17 protein-coding genes and 1 pseudogene are annotated in these 19,946 nt (G+C 51.3%); 13 read left to right on the top strand and 5 right to left on the bottom strand.

Features of this window, described 5'->3' with window-relative positions; translation table 11 throughout:
- Window positions 1–88: 88 nt before the first annotated feature.
- Window positions 89–898, top strand: coding sequence for a Cof-type HAD-IIB family hydrolase (locus tag LDB27_RS14205; RefSeq protein WP_000217907.1), 810 nt, complete (start codon window positions 89–91; stop codon window positions 896–898).
- A gap of 77 nt (window positions 899–975) precedes the next feature.
- Here the strand turns inward: LDB27_RS14205 and LDB27_RS14200 are convergent, their stop codons facing one another.
- The 4 genes from LDB27_RS14200 to moeA all read right to left on the bottom strand — a co-directional run bounded on the left by LDB27_RS14200 (window position 976) and on the right by moeA (window position 6,575).
- On the bottom strand, window positions 976–3,408 hold the full coding sequence (locus tag LDB27_RS14200) for a glycyl radical protein (RefSeq protein WP_225519854.1): 2,433 nt from the start codon (window positions 3,406–3,408) through the stop codon (window positions 976–978).
- A 5-nt stretch (window positions 3,409–3,413) separates the two neighbouring features.
- On the bottom strand, window positions 3,414–4,313 hold the full coding sequence (locus LDB27_RS14195) for a glycyl-radical enzyme activating protein (RefSeq protein ID WP_000576941.1): 900 nt from the start codon (window positions 4,311–4,313) through the stop codon (window positions 3,414–3,416).
- A gap of 277 nt (window positions 4,314–4,590) precedes the next feature.
- The gene (gene moeB, locus LDB27_RS14190) at window positions 4,591–5,340 is read right to left on the bottom strand and encodes a molybdopterin-synthase adenylyltransferase MoeB (protein ID WP_000829280.1); all 750 of its coding nucleotides are present in this window, start codon (window positions 5,338–5,340) and stop codon (window positions 4,591–4,593) included.
- The gene (gene moeA / locus LDB27_RS14185) at window positions 5,340–6,575 is read right to left on the bottom strand and encodes a molybdopterin molybdotransferase MoeA (protein WP_000395790.1); all 1,236 of its coding nucleotides are present in this window, start codon (window positions 6,573–6,575) and stop codon (window positions 5,340–5,342) included. Before moeA ends, moeB begins: the two co-directional genes overlap by 1 nt.
- A gap of 203 nt (window positions 6,576–6,778) precedes the next feature.
- On the opposite strand from moeA, the gene iaaA reads away from it, so the two are divergent.
- From iaaA to gsiD, 5 genes are read left to right on the top strand one after another with little or no spacing between them, the layout of a single operon-like run.
- Window positions 6,779–7,720: a beta-aspartyl-peptidase gene (iaaA, locus tag LDB27_RS14180; RefSeq protein WP_001030503.1), complete on the top strand. Its 942-nt coding sequence runs from the start codon at window positions 6,779–6,781 to the stop codon at window positions 7,718–7,720.
- Between the two features lie 10 nt (window positions 7,721–7,730).
- A complete protein-coding gene (gene gsiA / locus LDB27_RS14175; protein ID WP_001120573.1) occupies window positions 7,731–9,602 on the top strand; it encodes a glutathione ABC transporter ATP-binding protein GsiA in 1,872 nt (623 codons plus the stop codon).
- A 32-nt stretch (window positions 9,603–9,634) separates the two neighbouring features.
- A complete protein-coding gene (gsiB, locus tag LDB27_RS14170) occupies window positions 9,635–11,173 on the top strand; it encodes a glutathione ABC transporter substrate-binding protein GsiB (RefSeq protein ID WP_000191447.1) in 1,539 nt (512 codons plus the stop codon).
- Window positions 11,174–11,233: 60 nt separating this feature from the next.
- Complete coding sequence (gene gsiC, locus LDB27_RS14165; RefSeq protein WP_000936067.1) at window positions 11,234–12,154, top strand: glutathione ABC transporter permease GsiC; 921 nt, start codon at window positions 11,234–11,236, stop codon at window positions 12,152–12,154.
- 2 nt (window positions 12,155–12,156) lie between these two features.
- Window positions 12,157–13,068 carry a glutathione ABC transporter permease GsiD gene (gene gsiD, locus LDB27_RS14160; protein ID WP_001236024.1) on the top strand — a complete coding sequence of 304 codons (912 nt, stop codon included), beginning with the start codon at window positions 12,157–12,159 and terminating at the stop codon, window positions 13,066–13,068.
- Between the two features lie 90 nt (window positions 13,069–13,158).
- Here gsiD and rimO read toward each other — a convergent pair whose 3' ends face one another.
- Window positions 13,159–14,484 (bottom strand): 30S ribosomal protein S12 methylthiotransferase RimO, encoded by a 1,326-nt coding sequence (gene rimO, locus LDB27_RS14155; RefSeq protein WP_000073317.1) that lies wholly within the window; start codon window positions 14,482–14,484, stop codon window positions 13,159–13,161.
- A gap of 230 nt (window positions 14,485–14,714) precedes the next feature.
- Here rimO and bssR point away from each other — a divergent pair, with 230 nt between their 5' ends.
- The 7 genes and pseudogenes from bssR to LDB27_RS14120 all read left to right on the top strand — a co-directional run bounded on the left by bssR (window position 14,715) and on the right by LDB27_RS14120 (window position 19,508).
- A complete protein-coding gene (bssR, locus tag LDB27_RS14150; protein WP_000259651.1) occupies window positions 14,715–15,098 on the top strand; it encodes a biofilm formation regulator BssR in 384 nt (127 codons plus the stop codon).
- Between the two features lie 102 nt (window positions 15,099–15,200).
- A pseudogene (locus tag LDB27_RS14145) lies at window positions 15,201–15,475 on the top strand (IS4 family transposase); the annotation flags it as partial.
- Between the two features lie 325 nt (window positions 15,476–15,800).
- The gene (locus LDB27_RS14140) at window positions 15,801–16,316 is read left to right on the top strand and encodes a CoA ester lyase (RefSeq protein ID WP_001521476.1); all 516 of its coding nucleotides are present in this window, start codon (window positions 15,801–15,803) and stop codon (window positions 16,314–16,316) included.
- Window positions 16,317–16,338: 22 nt separating this feature from the next.
- Window positions 16,339–17,088 (top strand): electron transfer flavoprotein subunit beta/FixA family protein, encoded by a 750-nt coding sequence (locus LDB27_RS14135; RefSeq protein ID WP_001523061.1) that lies wholly within the window; start codon window positions 16,339–16,341, stop codon window positions 17,086–17,088.
- A 10-nt stretch (window positions 17,089–17,098) separates the two neighbouring features.
- Complete coding sequence (locus LDB27_RS14130; protein WP_000157772.1) at window positions 17,099–18,052, top strand: electron transfer flavoprotein subunit alpha/FixB family protein; 954 nt, start codon at window positions 17,099–17,101, stop codon at window positions 18,050–18,052.
- A 32-nt stretch (window positions 18,053–18,084) separates the two neighbouring features.
- Window positions 18,085–18,348, top strand: a complete 264-nt coding sequence (locus LDB27_RS14125) for a hypothetical protein (protein WP_001528824.1) — start codon at window positions 18,085–18,087, stop codon at window positions 18,346–18,348.
- Complete coding sequence (locus LDB27_RS14120; protein WP_000835387.1) at window positions 18,345–19,508, top strand: acyl-CoA dehydrogenase family protein; 1,164 nt, start codon at window positions 18,345–18,347, stop codon at window positions 19,506–19,508. Before LDB27_RS14125 ends, LDB27_RS14120 begins: the two co-directional genes overlap by 4 nt.
- Window positions 19,509–19,946 lie beyond the last annotated feature (438 nt).

Raw genomic sequence — 19,946 nt, 5'->3', positions numbered from 1 at the left:
AGCCACTTTTCATTCGAAATAAATTTGTGGTTCTGCTCACATTGTTATTAAAATGTTTCTGGTCGCAGTTACAGCCAGGAGCTTAAGTATGACCGTTAACGTTGTCGTTACCGATATGGACGGCACTTTTCTCGACGATGCCAAGCAGTACGATCGTGTACGCTTCATGGCGCAATACCAGGAACTGAAAAAACGTAATATCGAATTTGTGGTCGCTAGCGGTAATCAGTACTACCAGTTGATCTCCTTCTTCCCCGAGCTGAAAGACGAAATTTCCTTCGTCGCAGAAAATGGCGCGCTGGTGTATGAACATGGCAAACAGTTGTTTCACGGGGAGCTAACCCGGCATGAATCGCGTATTGTGATTGGCGAACTGCTGAAGGATAAGCAGCTTAACTTCGTCGCCTGTGGTCTGAAAAGCGCTTATGTCAGCAAAAACGCTCCCGAGGCTTTCGTGGCGCTGATGGCCAAACATTATCACCGCCTGCAGCCGGTAAACGATTATCACGACATTGACGATATCCTGTTTAAGTTCTCCCTGAATTTGCCTGATGAACAAATTCCGCTGGTTATCGACAAACTGCACGTATCTCTGGATGGCATCATGAAGCCCGTCACCAGCGGCTTCGGTTTTATCGACCTGATTATCCCGGGACTGCATAAAGCGAATGGCATCAGTCGTCTGTTAAAGCGCTGGAACAGGTCGCCACAGAATGTCGTCGCCATTGGCGACAGCGGTAATGATGCGGAAATGTTGAAAATGGCGCATTACTCTTTTGCCATGGGCAATGCCGCAGACAATATCAAAGCGCTTTCACGCTATCACACTGATGATAATAACCATCAAGGCGCGCTCAACGTCATTCAGGCCGTGCTTGACGGCACCGATCCCTTCTGATTAACAGGCCTGCGCAGGCCTGTTAAGCGTAGCGCCATCAGGCAATTCGGACATATTGCCGATGGCGCCAGGGCAAATTACAGCATATGTTCGGTACGGGCGATGATATCGTCCTGCGCATCCGGCGACAGCGCGGTGAAGAAGGCGGAGTAGCCTGCCACACGCACGACCAGATCGCGGTACTGGTCCGGATGTTTTTTCGCATCCAGCAGCGTTTCGCGTGACACGATGTTGTACTGAATATGCCAGCCTTTATGCACCTCAAAGAACGTCCGTAGCAGAACCATCAGTTTCTGTTTGTCGGATTCGTTTTCCAGCGTCGTTGGGTTCAGTTTCTGGTTGAGCAGCACGCCGCCGAGAATGGAACCGGTAGGTAATTTGCCTACGGAACCAATCACCGCCGTCGGGCCGAGATGATCCGTACCTGATGCAGGGCTTGCGCCTTCCGCCAGCGGTGTATGCGCTTTGCGACCGTCCGGGGTAGCCATGGTCGCGGCGCCAAATGGCACGTTTGCTGAGATAGAGGACGTACCGGCGTAATAGTTGCCGCCGACAGGGCCACGACCATAGCGCGGGTTATGATATTGCTTCAGCTCATCAATATAGGTCTGATAAGCGCGCGCCAGCAGGGTATCGACACTGTCATCGTCGTTACCGTACTTCGGCGCGCCGTTAATCAGACGCTGGCGCAACTGCTCGTGAGTCAGACCGTCGAAGTCATCGGCCAGCGCGGCGGCAAGCTGCTGTTGACCGATAACGCCCTGTTCGAAGACCAGTTTTTTCACGGCGGCGAGGCTGTTGCCCAGGTTGGCGATACCGACCTGCAGACCGGATACCCAGTCATATTTCGCGCCGCCTTGCTTGATACTTTTCGCTCGCTCAATACAGTCATCTACCAGCGCTGAGCAGAGAATATCGTGGACGTTCTCTTCCAGCATGGTGTCGACCACATACTCAATTTCGATCGATTTGCTCGTGTAGTAGCGAATTTGGGTATCCCAGGCGGCCATCACTTCGTCAAAATTGTTAAAGTTGCCTGCGGAGAGCGCCTTTTCCTGCGGCAGAAATACCTTGCCGCTGGTGGCGTCGCGACCGCCTTCCAGCGCCGCCAGCATGACGCGGGCGAAGTTAATAAAGCTCATGCCGGTGCAGCGATAACCCCATTTCCCGCCAACGGCGGTTTCGATACAGCCGATCGCCGCGTAATCGTAAGCGTCCTGCGGTTCGATCCCCAACTTGATAAATTCCGGGATGACGATTTCATCATTGTTAAACGCCGGCATCCCAAAGCCGCAGCGGATGACCTGGACGCAGGCGTCAAGGAAATCGTTACTCATTCCGGCGTGATAACGCACACTGAGGTTGGGCTGGGTAGAACGCAGACGTCCACAGGACTCCAGAATGGCGTAAGACAGCGGATTCACTGCGTCCACTGGCTGACCGTTGATGAGATTCTGACCGCCAATGGTGACGTTTTGATACAGCGGGCTGCCCGCGGAAGCTTTAGAGTGCGAACCGGAACGGATCTTGTTTACTTCCAGTAGTTTCAGCCAGCAGCTGTGCAGCAGTTCAATGGCGTGCTCACGATCCAGCGTCTGGTTTAGTTCGACATCGCGACGATAATAGGGATAAAGATACTGGTCCATACGACCAAATGACACCGAGTGCCCGTTAGACTCAATTTGTAGAATCAGCTGGATGAAGTAGCACAATTGCAGTGCTTGCCAGAAGGTCTGCGGCGGTTGGTGGGCGATCACCTCGCAGTTTTCGGCGATGGTAAGTAGCTCTTTACGACGGCTTTCACGGGACTCTTCGCCCGCCATCTGGCGCGCCAGCGCGGCAAAGCGCGTGATGTGCTGGCTTACCGCGTCCAGCACAATATCAATCGCCTTCAGGAACTGCTCGCCATGCAGATCTTCCAGCACGGTCAGGTTGATGCGTGAGCGGCGCTCGGCGACTTTATCGCGCAGGCCATCAAGCCCTTTTTCCAGCAGCAGCGGGAAGTTCACCGCCAGGTGCGCGTCACCGGAGGTCATATTGCCTTCGGCTTTGATAATGCCAGTCGCCAGAAGCCCTTTTTGTTCATCGGTAAACATGCCGTAGCAGCGATCCTGGACGGTTTGACCGCGCCACCACGGACAGACGTCGTGCAGAATACGCTTGTTTTCTTCACTTACGGAAAAACCTGCGCCGGGCCGGTCTGCCAGGTCGTCGATCTCTTTTTCAATCCACGAGACGGTATATTCCGGGAAAATCGGCGCGGCGCGGACTTCACTTGCCTGGTTGCCGACGATCAGTTCATCGTGTTTTATCCAGATAGTGCGTTCCGCCAGGTGATGGGCCAGCGCCAGCGCGCGGCGTACCGGAATCGGTTTATCCAGATGCTGCTGATACATTTCGGTATAATGCTGTGCGCGCTCGGTACAGACCGGCGGTTTCACGATATGTACCAGCGCGGTTTTGTGCGCCTTAATGCGGTCACTGAGCGTGTCCAGTTTCAGTTGGGTCATGATAATTATCCTCGTAGGGTCGCGGTTAAACCTTTTTGGCAGGCGTACTTCTGGGCAAAATCAAGTAACGCCGGCGCATCCAGTGGTTTATCCGGGGCATGATAGGGCTGACTGAGTAAGTGGTATTTATTGATGCCCAGCGTGTGGTAGGGCAGAAAATGAATTTCCCCGACGTGCAGTTCGTCGGCGGCAAAGTCGGTAATGGCTTTAATGGCCTCCTCATCGGCATTAAATCCCTGAATCAGCGGGACGCGAATCACCATTTTTTTGCCCGCGGCGGCGAGTTTCCTGAGATTTTCCAGCACCCGCGAGGCGCTGCCATCGGTCCACTGCTTAAACGGCCCGTCGGCGACATGCTTTAAATCAGCCAGAAACAGATCGATATAAGGCAGTGAGGGCGCAATGTATTTCCATGGGACATGCAGACAGGTCTCAACCGCAGTATGAATACCGGCGTCATGGCTGGCTTTAAACAGCTCTGCCGCCAGCTCCGGCTGCATAAACGGTTCGCCGCCGGAAAGCGTAAGACCGCCGCCGCTGCGATCGTAAAAAGGTTTATCGCGCAGTACCGTCGCCATGATCTCATCCACGCTTTTTATTTCGCCGCACACGGTTAACGCCTGTGTGGGGCAGCAATGCGCCAGGACGGAAAAATGGGCGTCGGTCAGTTTCTCGCGATGGATGAGCAGGCCGTTTAGCGCGCGCTCAATGACGTCCGGCGCGGCTTGCGCGCACAGGTCGCATCCTTCGAGACACAGTCGCGCGTCGTATAACAGATCCTGAGTGCGGGCGCGGCTTTCCGGGTTCTGGCACCAGCGACAGCCCAACGAACAGCCTTTGAAAAATACTACGGTACGGATACCGGGGCCATCGTGGGTAGAATAGCGCTGAATATTGAAGATCATAAACGGCCTCTCTTATTTCATATAAAGATTAAATTACTTTCGAATGAAAGTTATCTTGATGTGCGTCAACGAATGGAGAGGTTCTGATAAAGAGGCGTTAAATGAGGTACAACATCACGGTTTGAGGCTGTGATATGGCGTTTAAGATGATGCCGCGCTGCTTGAGCCGATCGTCAGTCGGAGCTTGGGTAAGCTGGCTTTGCGTCTGATGACAGTAATTATCTGTTGATACAGCACGGCCATAAACCGTGCTTCGGTATGTTTATCCGTAAAGTGACTACTGACCGCAGACCTCACAGCCGGGGTTGCGCATCAACTTCATTTCGCGGAACTGACAGGTCATCGCATCGTACATGACGATTTTTCCGCTGGCAGGCTGACCGTAATGCGCCAGCAGCTTAATGGCCTCCATTGCCTGTAGCGAACCGATCACGCCAATCAGCGGCGCCATCACCCCTGCCTCTACGCAGGTCAGAGCGTTTTCGCCAAACAGACGGCTCAGGCAGCGGTAACAGGGTTCGTTTTCCCGATACGTAAAGACGGTAACTTGTCCTTCCATACGAATTGCCGCGCCGGAGATTAGCGGCACTTTCGCGGTATAGCACCCGGCGTTAAGTTGATTACGTACGCTAACGTTATCGGTACAGTCCAGTACCAGCGAATGCCCGGCAATCAGGCTGGTCATGGCGTCGTCGTCCAGCCGCGCGTTAACGGGCGTAATGGTAATATGCGGGTTGATTCGCGCCAGCGCGTCGCGGGCGGACTCTACCTTTGGCTGCCCGACCGTGGCGTCGCTGTGCAAGGTTTGACGCTGGAGATTGGAAACGGAAACGGTATCAAAATCGAGTAGCGTCAGTTGCCCGACGCCAGCGCCGGCCAGATACTGCGTTGCCGCGCAGCCGAGTCCGCCCAGCCCGACCACTAATACCCGCGCATCTTTTAACGCTTCCTGCCCTTCAAAATCGAAGCCGCGCAGAATAATTTGTCGGTTATAGCGCAGCATCTCCTGGTCGCTAAGTTCCGCCATTACAGGCCTCCGAACAGAGCATTAAACGGCTCGACTTCCACCCATTCTCCCGGCTCAACATTGCCGCGTTCACGCTCCAGCACAATAAAGCAGTTGCCCAGACTAAACGAGCTGAAAATATGTGAACCCTGGTGCCCGGTGGTCGTGACCTCCAGTTCGCCGTTGGCGCTACGTTGCAGGATGCCGCGCTGGAAATCGAGACGCCCCGGCGTTTTCTTCAGGCGAGATGCTGTGCGTACACGCTGGCGCGGCGGTACAGCGCTTGCCGTGTTGCCGCCAAGCTTCGCCAGTAAAGGCTGAACCAGTTGATAAAAAGTGAGCGCCGCAGAGACTGGATTCCCCGGCAGGCCACAGAACCAGCTATTACTGAGTTTGCCGAAGGCAAACGGTTTGCCTGGCTTGATAGCCAGCTTCCAGAAGGCGATTTCGCCCAACTCCTCAAGGATGGTTTTGGTATAGTCCGCTTCACCAACCGAGACGCCGCCGGAGCTTATCACTACATCGGCCTGGCTGTCGGCGTCGATAAACGCGGCGCGGAGCTTACCAGGATCGTCAGGAATAATGCCTAAATTGATCACTTCGCAGCCAAGCTGTTGCAGCATCAAATGTATGGTTAAACGGTTAGTGTCATAAATTTGTCCCGCCTCCAGCGGCTGGCCCGGAAGCTGGAGCTCGTCGCCGGTCGAGAACAGCGCTACGCGCACTTTACGTACAACCTGCGCATCGGCAATTCCCAGCGACGCCAGCACCGGCAGTTCGGCAGTAGTCAGGCGCGTACCGGCCGGAAAGACCACCGCATCCTGGCGAATATCCTCGCCGCGGCGGCGGATGTTTTGTCCGCAACGAACATCGGCGGTAAAACGCACGCCATCATCGGTTTGTTCCGTCTGCTCTTGCATAACTACCGCCTCGCAACCTGCCGGTACCGGGGCGCCGGTCATAATGCGAATGCAGGTGCCCGCAGGCCACTCTCCCTGGTAAGGCTGACCGGCAAATGCTTTGCCGGCGACGGGCAGCGGCTTATCGGCGGACAAATCCGCCACGCGTACTGCATAACCATCCATAGCTGAATTATCAAAGCCGGGGACATCGAGGGGAGAAACGATATCGGTCGCCAGGATGCGGCCAAAGCAGTTCACCAGCGGCAACGTTTCTACGGCGGTGAGCGGGGTAATACGTGAAAGCATCTGGGTCAGCGCCGTTTCAAGCGGCATCAATCCGGCGGAAAATTCCATGAACATACTCCTGCGAGGCAAAATCGAATCCGGCTATTATGTCAGAAAACAGTGGCGGGCAGTATGCTACCTCGGTCTTAGAGACGGCCTTGCGCCTTTACATACCTTACGCATCTTTCTATATTCAAAAATCGAATGAATAACTCACAACAATTCTGATAGTTATAGTAAAAGTTGTGTGCCACCGTTAATGGACCCTAAAAATGAATAAAGCAGTGATTGCGATTCACGGCGGCGCAGGCGCGATTGCTCGCGCGCAAATGAGCCATGAGCAGGAGCTACGCTATATCCAGGCGCTGTCAGAGATTGTCGAAAGCGGGCAAAAGATGCTGGAAGCAGGTGACAGCGCGCTTGATGTAGTGACGGAAGCGGTGCGCCTGCTGGAAGCGTGTCCGCTCTTCAATGCGGGTATCGGCGCGGTCTATACCCGAGACGGGACTCATGAACTGGATGCCTGCGTGATGGACGGCAATACCCTGAAAGCCGGAGCCGTCGCGGGCGTGAGTCATGTTCGCCATCCTGTGCTCGCCGCCAGACTGGTGATGGAGCGCAGCCCGCATGTACTCATGGTGGGGGAAGGGGCGGAAAACTTTGCCTTTTCACAGGGGATGGCGCGCGTTTCGCCGGATATCTTTTCCACCCCGGCGCGTTACGAGCAATTGCTGGCGGCGCGTGCGGCGGGCGAAATGGCGCTCGATCACAGCGGCGCGCCGCTGGACGAAACGAAAAAAATGGGTACAGTCGGCGCGGTGGCGCGGGATAAATTCGGCAATCTGGCGGCGGCAACGTCTACCGGTGGGATGACCAATAAATTGCCCGGGCGCGTCGGCGACAGCCCGCTGGTCGGCGCAGGGTGTTATGCCAACAACGCCAGCGTCGCCGTTTCCTGTACCGGAACGGGAGAGGTCTTTATTCGCACGCTCGCGGCTTACGATATCGCCGCATTGATGGAATATGGCGGACTCAGCCTTGCCGATGCCTGTGAGCGCGTGGTGATGGAAAAATTACCGGCGCTGGGCGGCAGCGGTGGATTAATCGCCGTTGATCACGAAGGTAATGTCGCGTTGCCGTTTAACAGCGAAGGGATGTATCGCGCCTGGGGATATGCCGGGGATACCCCTACCACAGGAATTTACCGGGAATAAGGAGCCGCAGGTGCCGCACAGCGATGAACTGGATAGCCGCGATGTTCTGTCCGTCAGTGGCCTGAATATCGCGTTTCACCACGAAGGGCAACAGATAGACGCCGTGCGTAATGTGTCATTACGCCTGAAGCGTGGAGAGACTCTGGCGATTGTCGGCGAGTCGGGATCGGGAAAATCGGTGACGGCGCTGGCGTTAATGCGGCTGATTGAGCAGTCGGGCGCGAACGTGCGCTGCGGCGAAATGCTGTTGCGTCGGCGTAATCGCCAGGTGATTGAGTTGTCTGAGCAGAGTGACGCGCAGATGCGGCGTGTGCGCGGCGCGGATATCGCCATGATTTTCCAGGAGCCAATGACCTCGCTCAACCCGGTATTTACCGTTGGCGAGCAAATTGCCGAATCTATTCGTTTGCATCAGGGGGCCAGCCACGAAGAGGCGCTGGCGGAAGCGAAACGTATGCTCGATCAGGTACGGATCCCGGAGTCGCAGGCGATTTTATCGCGTTATCCGCATCAGCTTTCCGGCGGGATGCGCCAGCGAGTCATGATCGCGATGGCGCTATCCTGCCGTCCGGCGGTATTGATTGCCGATGAACCCACCACGGCGCTGGATGTCACTATCCAGGCGCAAATTCTGCAACTTATCAAAGTGTTGCAGCAAGAGATGTCGATGGGCGTGATTTTTATCACCCACGACATGGGCGTCGTGGCGGATATTGCCGATCGCGTGCTGGTGATGTATCAAGGCGAGGCCGTGGAAACCGGCAGCGTAGAGCAGATTTTCCATGCGCCGACGCATCCTTATACCCAAACGTTGCTGGCCGCCGTCCCTCAGCTTGGCGCGATGCGCGGCCACTCGCTGCCACGCCGTTTCCCGTTGATTTCCGCTGACGAACCGGCCCTTTATGAATCGCAGATTGAGCAAGACACGGTGGTGGAAGGCGAACCTATTCTCCAGGTTCGGGGGCTGGTGACGCGATTCCCGCTGCGTAGCGGTCTCTTTAACCGCGTTACGCGTGAAGTTCATGCCGTTGAGAATATCAGTTTCGATCTCTGGCCCGGCGAAACGTTATCGCTGGTGGGCGAGTCCGGTAGCGGAAAATCGACGACCGGACGCGCGTTGCTGCGGTTGGTTGAATCCCGGCAGGGGGAGATTATCTTTAACGGCCAGCGCATTGACTCGCTGTCTGCGGGCAAACTCCAGCCGTTGCGCCGCGATATTCAGTGTATTTTCCAGGACCCTTACGCCTCGCTCGACCCGCGCCAGACCGTGGGGTATTCCATTATGGAACCTTTACGGATTCATGGCCTGGGGCAGGGGGACGCTGCGGCAAAGCGCGTGGCCTGGTTGCTTGAGCGTGTCGGATTACGTCCTGAACATGCCTGGCGTTATCCGCATGAGTTTTCCGGCGGTCAACGTCAGCGCATCTGCATAGCTCGCGCGCTGGCATTGAATCCTAAAGTGATTATTGCCGATGAGGCGGTCTCCGCGCTGGATGTTTCCGTTCGCGGGCAGATCATTAATTTATTGCTCGATTTACAACGGGAAATGGGGATCGCCTACCTGTTTATTTCGCATGATATGGCGGTCGTGGAGCGAATTAGCCATCGCGTGGCGGTGATGTATCTTGGTCAAATTGTTGAGATGGGGCCGCGGCGCGCCGTTTTTGAAAATCCGCAGCATCCTTATACGCGTAAATTGATGGCGGCGGTGCCGGTTGCCGATCCTTCCAGACACCGGCCGCGGCGCGTTCTGCTATCAGATGATATACCCAGCAATATTCATAAACGTGGCGAAGAGACGCCCGCCGTTTCATTACAGTTGATCGGGCCGGGACATTATGTTGCGCGGCCGCTGCAGGATAATGCGCTCTCGCGCTTATAACATTCAGACTGGCAGGGTTTCAGGAGAACAACATGACGCAATTTATTACGCATAAATGGCTGGTGGCGCTGGGACTGGCCTCATCCATTGCGGCTTTTCCGGCCCTGGCGGCCAAAGATGTGGTGGTGGCGGTAGGGTCTAATTTCACCACGCTCGATCCGTATGACGCCAACGATACACTCTCGCAGGCGGTGGCGAAGTCATTTTATCAGGGGCTGTTTGGCCTGGATAAAGACATGAAGGTAAAAAACGTCCTGGCGAAAGGCTATACCGTTTCTGATGACGGTCTGACCTACACCATTACCCTACGGCAGGGGGTGAAATTTCAGGACGGCGCGGATTTTGATGCGGCGGCGGTGAAAGCGAATCTCGATCGCGCCAGCAATCCGGATAACCACCTCAAGCGTTATAACCTGTATAAAAATATCGCAAAAACGGAGGTTGTCGACCCGGCAACGGTAAAAATTACCCTGAAACAGCCGTTCTCTGCTTTCATTAATATTCTGGCGCACCCGGCGACGGCGATGATCTCGCCGCAAGCGCTGGAAAAATATGGCAAGGATATTGGTTTTCATCCGGTCGGTACCGGTCCATACCAGCTTGAAACCTGGAATCAGACCGACTTTGTCAAAGTGAAAAAGTTCGCCGGTTACTGGCAGCAGGGCTTACCCAAGCTGGATTCTATTACCTGGCGTCCGGTTACTGACAACAATACCCGCGCGGCGATGCTGCAAACCGGCGAAGCGCAATTTGCTTTTCCTATCCCTTATGAGCAGGCCGCGTTACTGGCGAAAAATAAAAACCTCGAACTGGTCGCCAGCCCGTCCATTATGCAGCGTTATATCAGTATGAATGTGACGCAGAAGCCGTTTGATAATCCTAAGGTGCGTGAGGCGTTGAATTACGCTATCAATCGTCAGGCGCTGGTTAAAGTGGCGTTTGCCGGATACGCCACGCCGGCGACGGGCGTGGTGCCGCCGTCGATAGCCTATGCGCAAAGCTATCAGCCGTGGCCCTATGATCCGGCTAAAGCGCGCGAACTGTTGAAAGAGGCGGGGTATCCAGACGGTTTCAGTACCACGCTGTGGTCATCGCACAACCATAGCACCGCGCAAAAAGTGTTGCAGTTTACCCAACAGCAACTGGCGCAGATTGGCATTAAAGCCCGGATAACCGCGATGGACGCTGGCCAGCGCGCCGCGGAAGTTGAGGGCAAAGGGCAAAAAGAGAGCGGCGTGCGAATGTTCTATACCGGCTGGTCGGCGTCGACGGGCGAAGCTGACTGGGCGTTATCGCCGCTCTTCGCATCACAAAACTGGCCGCCGACGCAGTTTAATACCGCTTTTTACAGCAACAAGCAGGTCGACAGCGATTTGGCGGCGGCCTTAAAGACCAACGATCCGCAGGAGAAAACACGATTATACAAAGAGGCGCAGGATATTATCTGGAAAGAGTCGCCCTGGATACCGTTGGTGGTGGAGAAATTGGTTTCTGCGCACAGTAAAAATTTGACCGGTTTCTGGATTATGCCGGATACCGGTTTCAGCTTTGACGATGCGGATTTGAAGTAAGTAATGCGATGGGGCTGGATGGCGCGCGCGTTGTCCGCCATCCGGTAAAAGGTTCGTGTGATGCTTAACTATGTTCTCAAGCGCCTGCTGGGATTAATTCCTACGCTGTTGATTGTGGCAGTGTTGGTGTTTTTATTTGTTCATTTGTTGCCCGGCGACCCGGCGCGGCTGATAGCCGGACCAGAAGCCGACGCGCAGGTGATCGCGCTGGTTCGTCAGCAGCTGGGGCTTGATCAGCCGCTTCATGTCCAGTTTTGGCGTTACATCACCCATGTTTTACAAGGCGATTTCGGTACGTCAATGGTTTCCCGCCGCCCGGTTTCTGAGGAGATCGCCAGCCGCTTTTTGCCGACGCTGTGGCTGACGATAACCAGTATGATATGGGCGGTTCTGTTTGGCATGGCGATCGGCATCGCCGCCGCCGTGTGGCGTAATCGCTGGCCTGACCGGTTAGGAATGACGCTTGCCGTGACCGGCATTTCTTTCCCGGCTTTTGCGCTGGGAATGTTGTTAATGCAGATTTTTTCCGTGGATCTGGGCTGGCTACCGACCGTGGGGGCGGATAGCTGGCAACATTATATTTTACCCTCCCTGACGCTTGGCGCGGCGGTGGCATCAGTCATGGCGCGTTTTACGCGCTCCTCGTTTGTCGATGTCCTGAGCGAGGATTACATGAGGACCGCGCGGGCGAAAGGCGTCAGTGAAACGTGGGTGGTGTTAAAACATGGCCTGCGCAATGCGATGATCCCGGTCGTCACCATGATGGGACTGCAATTTGGCTTTCTGCTTGGCGGATCGATCGTCGTCGAAAAAGTGTTTAACTGGCCGGGGCTTGGGCGATTACTGGTCGACTCGGTCGACATGCGCGACTACCCCGTGATTCAGGCGGAAGTGCTGCTGTTTTCTCTGGAATTTATTCTTATCAACTTAGTGGTGGATGTCCTCTATGCCGCCATTAATCCGGCTATCAGGTATAAGTAAGGATGCGATTATTTAACTGGCGCCGTCAGGCGATTTTACATGCTATGCCGGTGGTAAAACCCGACCAGATACGCACGCCATGGCGGGAGTTCTGGCGTCGTTTTCGCCGCCAGCATGTCGCGTTGGTCGCCGGGGGATTCGTACTGGCGTTAATTCTGGTGGCGATTTTTGCCCGCTGGCTGACGCCCTACGATGCGGAAAACTATTTTGACTACGATAGCCTGAACAATGGCCCCTCTTTGCAGCACTGGTTTGGCGTTGACTCGCTGGGAAGAGACATCTTTAGCCGGGTTCTCGTTGGGGCGCAGATCTCACTGGCGGCGGGCGTGTTCGCGGTATTTATCGGCGCGATAATCGGCACGGTGTTGGGATTGCTGGCGGGATATTATGAAGGCTGGTGGGATCGTTTCATTATGCGCATTTGCGATGTGCTGTTCGCCTTCCCCGGCATTTTGCTGGCGATTGCCGTTGTGGCGGTGTTAGGCAGCGGTATTGCTAATGTGATCGTTGCGGTGGCGATTTTCTCTATTCCGGCGTTTGCACGTTTGGTGCGCGGAAATACCCTGGTCTTAAAACAGCAGACGTTTATTGAGTCTGCCCGCAGTATCGGCGCCAGCGACACGACGATTTTGTTTAGCCATATCTTGCCGGGAACGGTCTCGTCAATTGTGGTTTTCTTTACGATGCGTATCGGTACGTCAATTATTTCCGCGGCAAGCCTGTCATTTCTCGGATTAGGCGCGCAGCCGCCAACGCCGGAGTGGGGAGCGATGCTCAATGAAGCGCGGGCGGATATGGTCATCGCGCCGCACGTAGCGCTCTTCCCGGCGGTGGCGATTTTCCTGACTGTGCTGGCGTTTAACCTGTTAGGCGACGGGTTGCGCGATGCGCTGGACCCGAAGATTAAGGGGTAAGCCAGCCCGGTGGCGTTGACGCCTGGCGGGCCTGGAACGGGCTCGCCAGGTGGGGTAACACATCCGACACCCGCGCCGGGGGAGGTGGCGTTAAACCCGACTGCCCCACAAATCATATTCGTCGGCGTTTTCCACTTTCACGCGCACGATATCGCCCGGCTTGACGTTGGTTTCGCCGTTCAAATAGACCGCGCCGTCAATTTCCGGCGCATCCGCCATGCTACGCCCGATAGCGCCTTCTTCGTCAACCTCATCGACGATCACCAGAATTTCGCGGCCCACTTTTTCCTGCAAGCGCTCAGCGGAGATTTGCTGTTGCAGTTGCATAAAGCGGTTCCAGCGCTCTTCTTTCACCTCTTCCGGCACCTGATCCGGCAGCTCATTCGCGCCTGCGCCTTCCACCGGGCTGTACTTGAAGCAGCCTACACGATCGAGGCGCGCCTCTTTCAGGAAGTCGAGCAGCATCTGGAAGTCTTCTTCCGTTTCGCCGGGGAAGCCAACAATAAAGGTGGAGCGTAGGGTCAGTTCCGGGCAGATTTCGCGCCACTGCTTAATGCGCGCCAGCTGGCGGTCAACGGAACCAGGACGTTTCATCAGTTTAAGAATCCGCGGGCTGGCATGTTGCAGCGGAATGTCCAGATAGGGCAGGATTTTGCCTTCCGCCATTAGCGGAATCACATCATCAACGTGTGGGTAGGGGTAGACGTAGTGCAGACGTGTCCAGACGCCCAGTTTTGATAACTGTTCGCACAGGCTCACCATACTGGTTTTCACCGGTTCGCCATTATGGAATCCGGTGCGGTGCTTCACATCTACGCCGTAGGCGGAGGTATCTTGCGAAATCACCAGAATCTCTTTGACCCCGGCATCAACCAGACGTTTCGCTTCGCTTAATACGTCGCCAATCGGACGGCTGACCAGATCCCCGCGCATCGACGGGATGATGCAGAACGTGCAGCGGTGATTACAGCCTTCAGAAATTTTCAGATACGCATAATGGCGCGGCGTCAGTTTTACACCCTGTTCCGGTACGAGGCTTAAAAATGGATTGTGCTTCGGCTTCGGTACGTAATGATGTACGTGCTGCAGAACTTGCTCATAGCTATGCGGCCCGGTGATTTCCAGTACTTTCGGATGCACTTCGCGGATCTGATCTTCTTTTGCGCCCAGGCAGCCGGTGACGATTACCTTACCGTTTTCGTTCAGCGCTTCGCCAATGGCTTCCAGCGACTCTTGTACCGCGCTGTCAATAAAGCCACAGGTATTAACGATAACCATATCCGCATCGTCATAGCGTGGCACAACGTCATAGCCTTCGGTACGCAGCTCAGTCAGGATGCGTTCCGAATCAACGAGGTTTTTCGGACAGCCCAGGGAAACGAAGCCGATCTTTGGCTGGTGGGTTACATTACTCATAGCTTAAAAAGTGTTCATTTATTGGAATGGTCAGGGCAAGGATTCTACAGATATCCGAACAAAAATTGTATCGCAATCTCATCAGGAGCGGCGGCATCAACCGTTGTGGTTGTCAGCAAAAGGTGAAAAAGGGCAATTCTAAGAAAATTCTTGATCTCTGACACCCCTTTGTCTAAAAAACGACCATACTATTAAGTTGAACCCTGGTAGAAAAGAGGAGGAAAAAAGGTATGGTCGTTGACAGACTGAGAACCGATCTTCTCAACAAGCTGATAAACGCGCGTATCGATCTTGCCGCTTATCTGCAATTGCGAAAAGCGAAGGGGTATATGTCAGTCAGCGAAAGTGACACTCTGCGTGACAATTTTTTTGAACTGAATCGCGAGCTCCACGATCACGCTTTACGGCAGGGACTGCATCTCGATCAGGAAGAGTGGAACGCGCTGCGCCGTGCCGAAGGCGCGCTTGCAGCCGCCGCCGTTTGTTTAATGAGCGGACACCATGATTGTCCGACCTTTATTGCCGTCAACGCAGATAAACTTGAAAACTGTCTGACAACTTTGACGCTGAGTATTCAGAGTCTGAAAGCACATTCACCGCTTACACAGGTCTGAATAAGGGGGAGGCGACTCCTGAGGAATCCCCAGCAAACCAGGACAGGCATAGTGTTATGTGATCTAATTGATTGCGCTAACACTTTCAAGGAAATCATCACTATGCCTGCTCGTTCATTATGCCAAAAATCCTTTAAAAATATACTACCTTTACCGCCGTCAATCTCTGATTGAGGCTACCAGTGTAGTGATTAACGGTGCATCTCTTACACTTATTCAGTATTGGGCGTGATTTGTCAGGAGTAGCATCGGTCAGGCACAAGATAAAACGTATCGATCGACTTCGGGGAAAGTCTCACTTGCAGAATGAAGTTTCAGATACTTTTTCAGCGTGTTACTAAAAAATCACGGAGGGAATGACCCGGGTTGTCATGCTCTCCTATATGCCAGCCTGTTCTCCGCCAAAGGTGACTAAATTCGGTTCACCAGACAATCGTTGATGTTCTTAGGGAACGGTATAGTCGAATTCACTCCTGAAACAGGTACGGAATGTCGGCCGTTTACTATTCTGAAACGTTATTTATATCAAATAATTAAATTTTATTTTTATCTTTGTTATTGTAACAATAAATTACATGTTTCTTTCTGTTATCAGCGAACCTGAACCAATTTTAATGGGGGGTTAGATAAAAGCTAATTCAGAAAATTATTTTTTTAAGATATATTGAATTATCAGATGCTCCATTCAAATGAGAGACGAGAATGCAAACGTTAGAACGGTTTTTTCTTTTCGTTACGGGGGACCAACCTGAACGATTTGAAAAAGCAAATAGCAGTTGTGCTGATAGCGTAATCCTTGATTTAGAAAATGCGGTGTCATCTGAGAAAAAAATAATTGCCAGAGAAAATGCTCTGAATTTCATGAGTAATGATGAAAAAGTACTGATTGCTGTACGTGCAAAAATTGTAATAACTTCACGCCTGGCTGGATCATATCCTTCTGTTGACGGTATCACAACTGAATTTATGAAAAACGAGTTGACAATACAAAATGCTATTCACTCCTGTAAAATGGGGTTCAGTGGCAAGGTATGTATTCACCCTCCACAAATTTCACATGTAAACAGAGCATTCAGCTATTTAAAACAAGAAATCGAGTGGGTTCCCCAGATTATGCGACTGGCTCAATATCCCCATGGAGCGTTTAGTCATGAAGGGCAAATGGTGGATAAACCGTTACTGGAAAAAGCAAAAAGGATTTTGGCTCATAGCATTTAGTAAATATATGAAGGAGTCACCAATGAAAGCTTTAGTTTGTGTAAAACAAGTTGTCGATCATAACGTTAGAATTAGAATAAAGCAAGATCATTCTGATGTTGATATTTCTGATTCAAAACTCAGTATCAATCCATTTGATGAAATTGCAGTTGAAGAAGCAGTACGTTTAAAAGAACGGGGATTAATCAGTGAGGTTGTTGTAGTGTCTATAGGAAACACAGGTGTAGGGGATGTATTGCGTACAGCACTGGCAGCAGGGGCAGACAGGGCAATACACATATTAACAAAAAACTCTCTTACACCACTAATTGTGGCCAAAACTATCACCGCTATTACCCGGAATGAAAAACCCGATATTATATTATTAGGCAAGCAAGCTATTGACGATGATTGTAATCAGGTAGGCCAAATGCTGGCAGCATTACTCGATCTTCCCCAAGCCACTAATGTTAGTGAAATTACTATTTCTGATAATTCATTAACTGCTGTTCGTGAGGTTGATGGAGGATTAGAAACGTTAAATTTATCCCTGCCTGCAGTACTCACTACAGATCTACGTCTGAATACACCGAGGAATATCAGCTTGCCGAATGTTATTAAAGCCAAAAAGAAACCTGTTAAGGAGATAGATTTCGATTCACTTGGTATTAACCCGTCATCCAGATTGACTATTATTAAAGTTGATGAGCCAGCAAGAAGGAAAGCAGGCATAATCGTTCCAGATATTAACACGCTGCTAGATAAATTAAAAAACGAAGAAAAAGTAATTTAAGGAGAAAAATATGGCTTCTTTAGTTATTGCTGAACATAACGGCAATACTCTTTTACCTTCAACACTCAGTACTATCACTGCGGCAAAAGCCATTAATAGTGATATAGATATACTTATGTTAGGATATGGTATAGAAAGTATTGCAGTTAAAGCCAGTCATATTCAGGGGATATCCACTGTATTTGTTGCTGACAGCCCACTATTCGAACACCTTCTGGCAGAGAATGTGGAAAAACAGATCAGCTATTTTTTGAATAGTGGGAAAAATCATTATCAGTCCATTCTTTTTCCTGCAAGCTCTTTTGGAAAAAACTGTGCGCCACGCTTAGCAGCAAAACTTGATGTATCTCAGATTAGTGATATTACGCGTGTCATTGATCAACATACCTTTGAACGTCCAATCTATGCGGGTAACGCTATTGCCACAGTACACAGTGATGATGAATATAAAGTGATAACTGTTCGTCCTACCTCATTTGCGGCTGCGGCTGCGGTTGCGGAAGATGAGGGAAAAGCCCCCATTGAATTTACAGAGGTTGTTCTTGGTTCAGATCAGGTAAAATTTATTAGCCAACATGTTAATAAAAGTAACCGTCCAGACTTACAATCCGCCAGAGTTGTAGTATCAGGTGGACGAGGAGTAGGAAGTGCACAGGCATTCAAAGAACTTGTTGATAACCTGGCAGATAAATTAGGCGCTGCCGTGGGGGCAAGCCGGGCTGCTGTAGATGCTGGTTATGCACCAAATGATTATCAGATTGGCCAGACCGGAAAAATCGTTGCGCCTCAACTTTATATTGCTCTGGGAATTTCTGGCGCCATACAACATCTTGCCGGGATGAAAGAGTCAGGCGTCATTGTCGCTATTAATAAGGATCCTGACGCTCCTATCTTTTCTATTGCGGATTATGGTTTGGTAGCTGATATTTTCAAAGCTGTACCTGAACTTATCGATAAATTATAAATCATATTTTTTCCTCCTTAAAGGTAACTTTTATGCAATATACTGATATTCAAATTTGGCAGCCTGGCATTCTGCGCAACACCGATTATCTTAACCCCGGTCCCGCTAAGCTGCTGGCCGCCACTCTGGATAAAGACATCAAAATCTTTAAAGAGGGGGGCGTTCTGCCAGAATTATGGCACTGGCTCTATTTTCTTCCTGTCGACCGCCAGTCAGATCTATCTGCTGATGGTCATCCGATAAAAGGTCATTTTCTACCCCCTGTTGGCGCTGGTTTATTGAGGAAAAAATTATGAAAAGTATTGAAAAGGATAAATATCAGGATATTCGTGATGCGGTTCGTTCATTATGTAGTGAATTTGATGATAAATATCACCGTAAGATAGATGAAGCAAAAGCCTATCCTGAAGAGTTTGTTAATAAACTAACCAAAGCTGGTTGGCTGGCTGCGCTCATCCCGGAGGAATTTGGAGGGTCAGGGCTTGGTTTAACTGAAGCATCTATTATCATGGAAGAGATCAATAGATCGGGTGGAAACTCTGGAGCCTGCCATGGTCAGATGTATAACATGAATACGTTGTTACGTCATGGATCCGATAAACAGAAAGAATTCTGGCTGCCACGGATAGCTACTGGTGAATGGCGCCTGCAGTCGATGGGCGTCACAGAACCCACAGCAGGTACAGATACCACCAGAATTAAAACTACAGCTGTAAAAAGAGAAGACCGGTATGTGATAAACGGACAAAAAGTCTGGATTTCACGTGTTCAACATTCAGACTGGATGATTCTTCTGGTTCGAACTACTCCGCTTGCAAATGTAAAACGTAAATCCGAAGGGATGTCTATTTTCATGGTTGATATTAAAGAAGCTATGAAAAATGGAATGACAGTACGACCTATTCCCAATATGGTCAATCATGAAACCAACGAGCTCTTTTTTGACAACCTGGAAATTCCCGAAGAAAATCTTATTGGTGAAGAGGGTATGGGTTTTCATTACATACTTGATGGTTTAAATGCAGAGCGTACCTTGATTGCGGCAGAATGTATAGGCGATGGATATTGGTTTATGGATCGTGTTACCCGCTATACCTGCGAGCGTGAGGTTTTTGGTCGTCCCATTGGTCAGAACCAGGGGGTGCAGTTTCCTATTGCAGAAGCATTTATTGCAGTGGAAGCGGCTAATCTGATGCGTTTTAAAGCGTGCGAGCTTTTTGATCAGCATCTTGATTGTGGAGCACAGGCTAATATGGCGAAATACCTTGCTGCGAAAGCCAGCTGGGAAGCAGCCAATGCCTGCCTGCAATTTCATGGTGGATATGGTTTTGCCTGTGAGTATGATATCGAACGAAAGTTTAGAGAAACACGTTTATATCAGGTTGCTCCCATATCTACCAACCTGATCCTGAGCTATATCGCTGAGCATGTGCTGGAGATGCCACGTTCATTCTGATGTCAAATCAATTGGAAAAATATTATGAAACAGTTACCTCTGTCCGGAGTCATTATAGTCTCGATTGAACATGTCATTGCCACTCCCTTCTGTACCCGACAGTTGGCTGATTATTTCTCGCGGGTAACTATAATAGAATGCCAAGAAAATAGGGACTTTTCCTGCAATTATGATGAACGGCTTAAAAATGATTTGTGTATATTATTTTTCATCTGAGGGAGAAAGCTAAATATAAATGTTATGGAATGCTTCATCATCACCGACATTTTTTTAATAGTTGATAACTGGCTATATAGTCTTATAGGCACCTTTTTCTAAGGTTGAACATTCCTATACCATTTCATCTGTTTTATCACTATGATATTTATTTCATTGGTTACAATATGAATGCAATTTTATTTACATAATATAGCTGTTCCTACGGTGCTGAAAAATTAA

Origin of the sequence: Salmonella sp. JXY0409-18 (assembly GCF_020268625.1) — a bacterium.
GTDB lineage: Bacteria > Pseudomonadota > Gammaproteobacteria > Enterobacterales > Enterobacteriaceae > Salmonella > Salmonella enterica.
Note: the sequence above shows the minus strand (reverse complement) of the source record. Positions and strands in the feature narration are given on the sequence as shown.

Bases quoted from the DNA above. Each gene is read 5' to 3' on its own strand.
- LDB27_RS14120 (WP_000835387.1), top strand. From the start codon at position 18,345: ATGAAAAGTATTGAAAAGGATAAATATCAGGATATTCGTGATGCGGTT.
- moeA (WP_000395790.1), bottom strand. From the start codon at position 6,575: ATGGAATTTTCCGCCGGATTGATGCCGCTTGAAACGGCGCTGACCCAG.
- moeB (WP_000829280.1), bottom strand. From the start codon at position 5,340: ATGGCGGAACTTAGCGACCAGGAGATGCTGCGCTATAACCGACAAATT.
- gsiC (WP_000936067.1), top strand. From the start codon at position 11,234: ATGCTTAACTATGTTCTCAAGCGCCTGCTGGGATTAATTCCTACGCTG.
- iaaA (WP_001030503.1), top strand. From the start codon at position 6,779: ATGAATAAAGCAGTGATTGCGATTCACGGCGGCGCAGGCGCGATTGCT.
- LDB27_RS14195 (WP_000576941.1), bottom strand. From the start codon at position 4,313: ATGATCTTCAATATTCAGCGCTATTCTACCCACGATGGCCCCGGTATC.
- LDB27_RS14205 (WP_000217907.1), top strand. From the start codon at position 89: ATGACCGTTAACGTTGTCGTTACCGATATGGACGGCACTTTTCTCGAC.
- rimO (WP_000073317.1), bottom strand. From the start codon at position 14,484: ATGAGTAATGTAACCCACCAGCCAAAGATCGGCTTCGTTTCCCTGGGC.
- gsiD (WP_001236024.1), top strand. From the start codon at position 12,157: ATGCGATTATTTAACTGGCGCCGTCAGGCGATTTTACATGCTATGCCG.
- LDB27_RS14140 (WP_001521476.1), top strand. From the start codon at position 15,801: ATGCAAACGTTAGAACGGTTTTTTCTTTTCGTTACGGGGGACCAACCT.
- LDB27_RS14130 (WP_000157772.1), top strand. From the start codon at position 17,099: ATGGCTTCTTTAGTTATTGCTGAACATAACGGCAATACTCTTTTACCT.
- gsiB (WP_000191447.1), top strand. From the start codon at position 9,635: ATGACGCAATTTATTACGCATAAATGGCTGGTGGCGCTGGGACTGGCC.
- LDB27_RS14200 (WP_225519854.1), bottom strand. From the start codon at position 3,408: ATGACCCAACTGAAACTGGACACGCTCAGTGACCGCATTAAGGCGCAC.
- LDB27_RS14125 (WP_001528824.1), top strand. From the start codon at position 18,085: ATGCAATATACTGATATTCAAATTTGGCAGCCTGGCATTCTGCGCAAC.
- LDB27_RS14135 (WP_001523061.1), top strand. From the start codon at position 16,339: ATGAAAGCTTTAGTTTGTGTAAAACAAGTTGTCGATCATAACGTTAGA.
- bssR (WP_000259651.1), top strand. From the start codon at position 14,715: ATGGTCGTTGACAGACTGAGAACCGATCTTCTCAACAAGCTGATAAAC.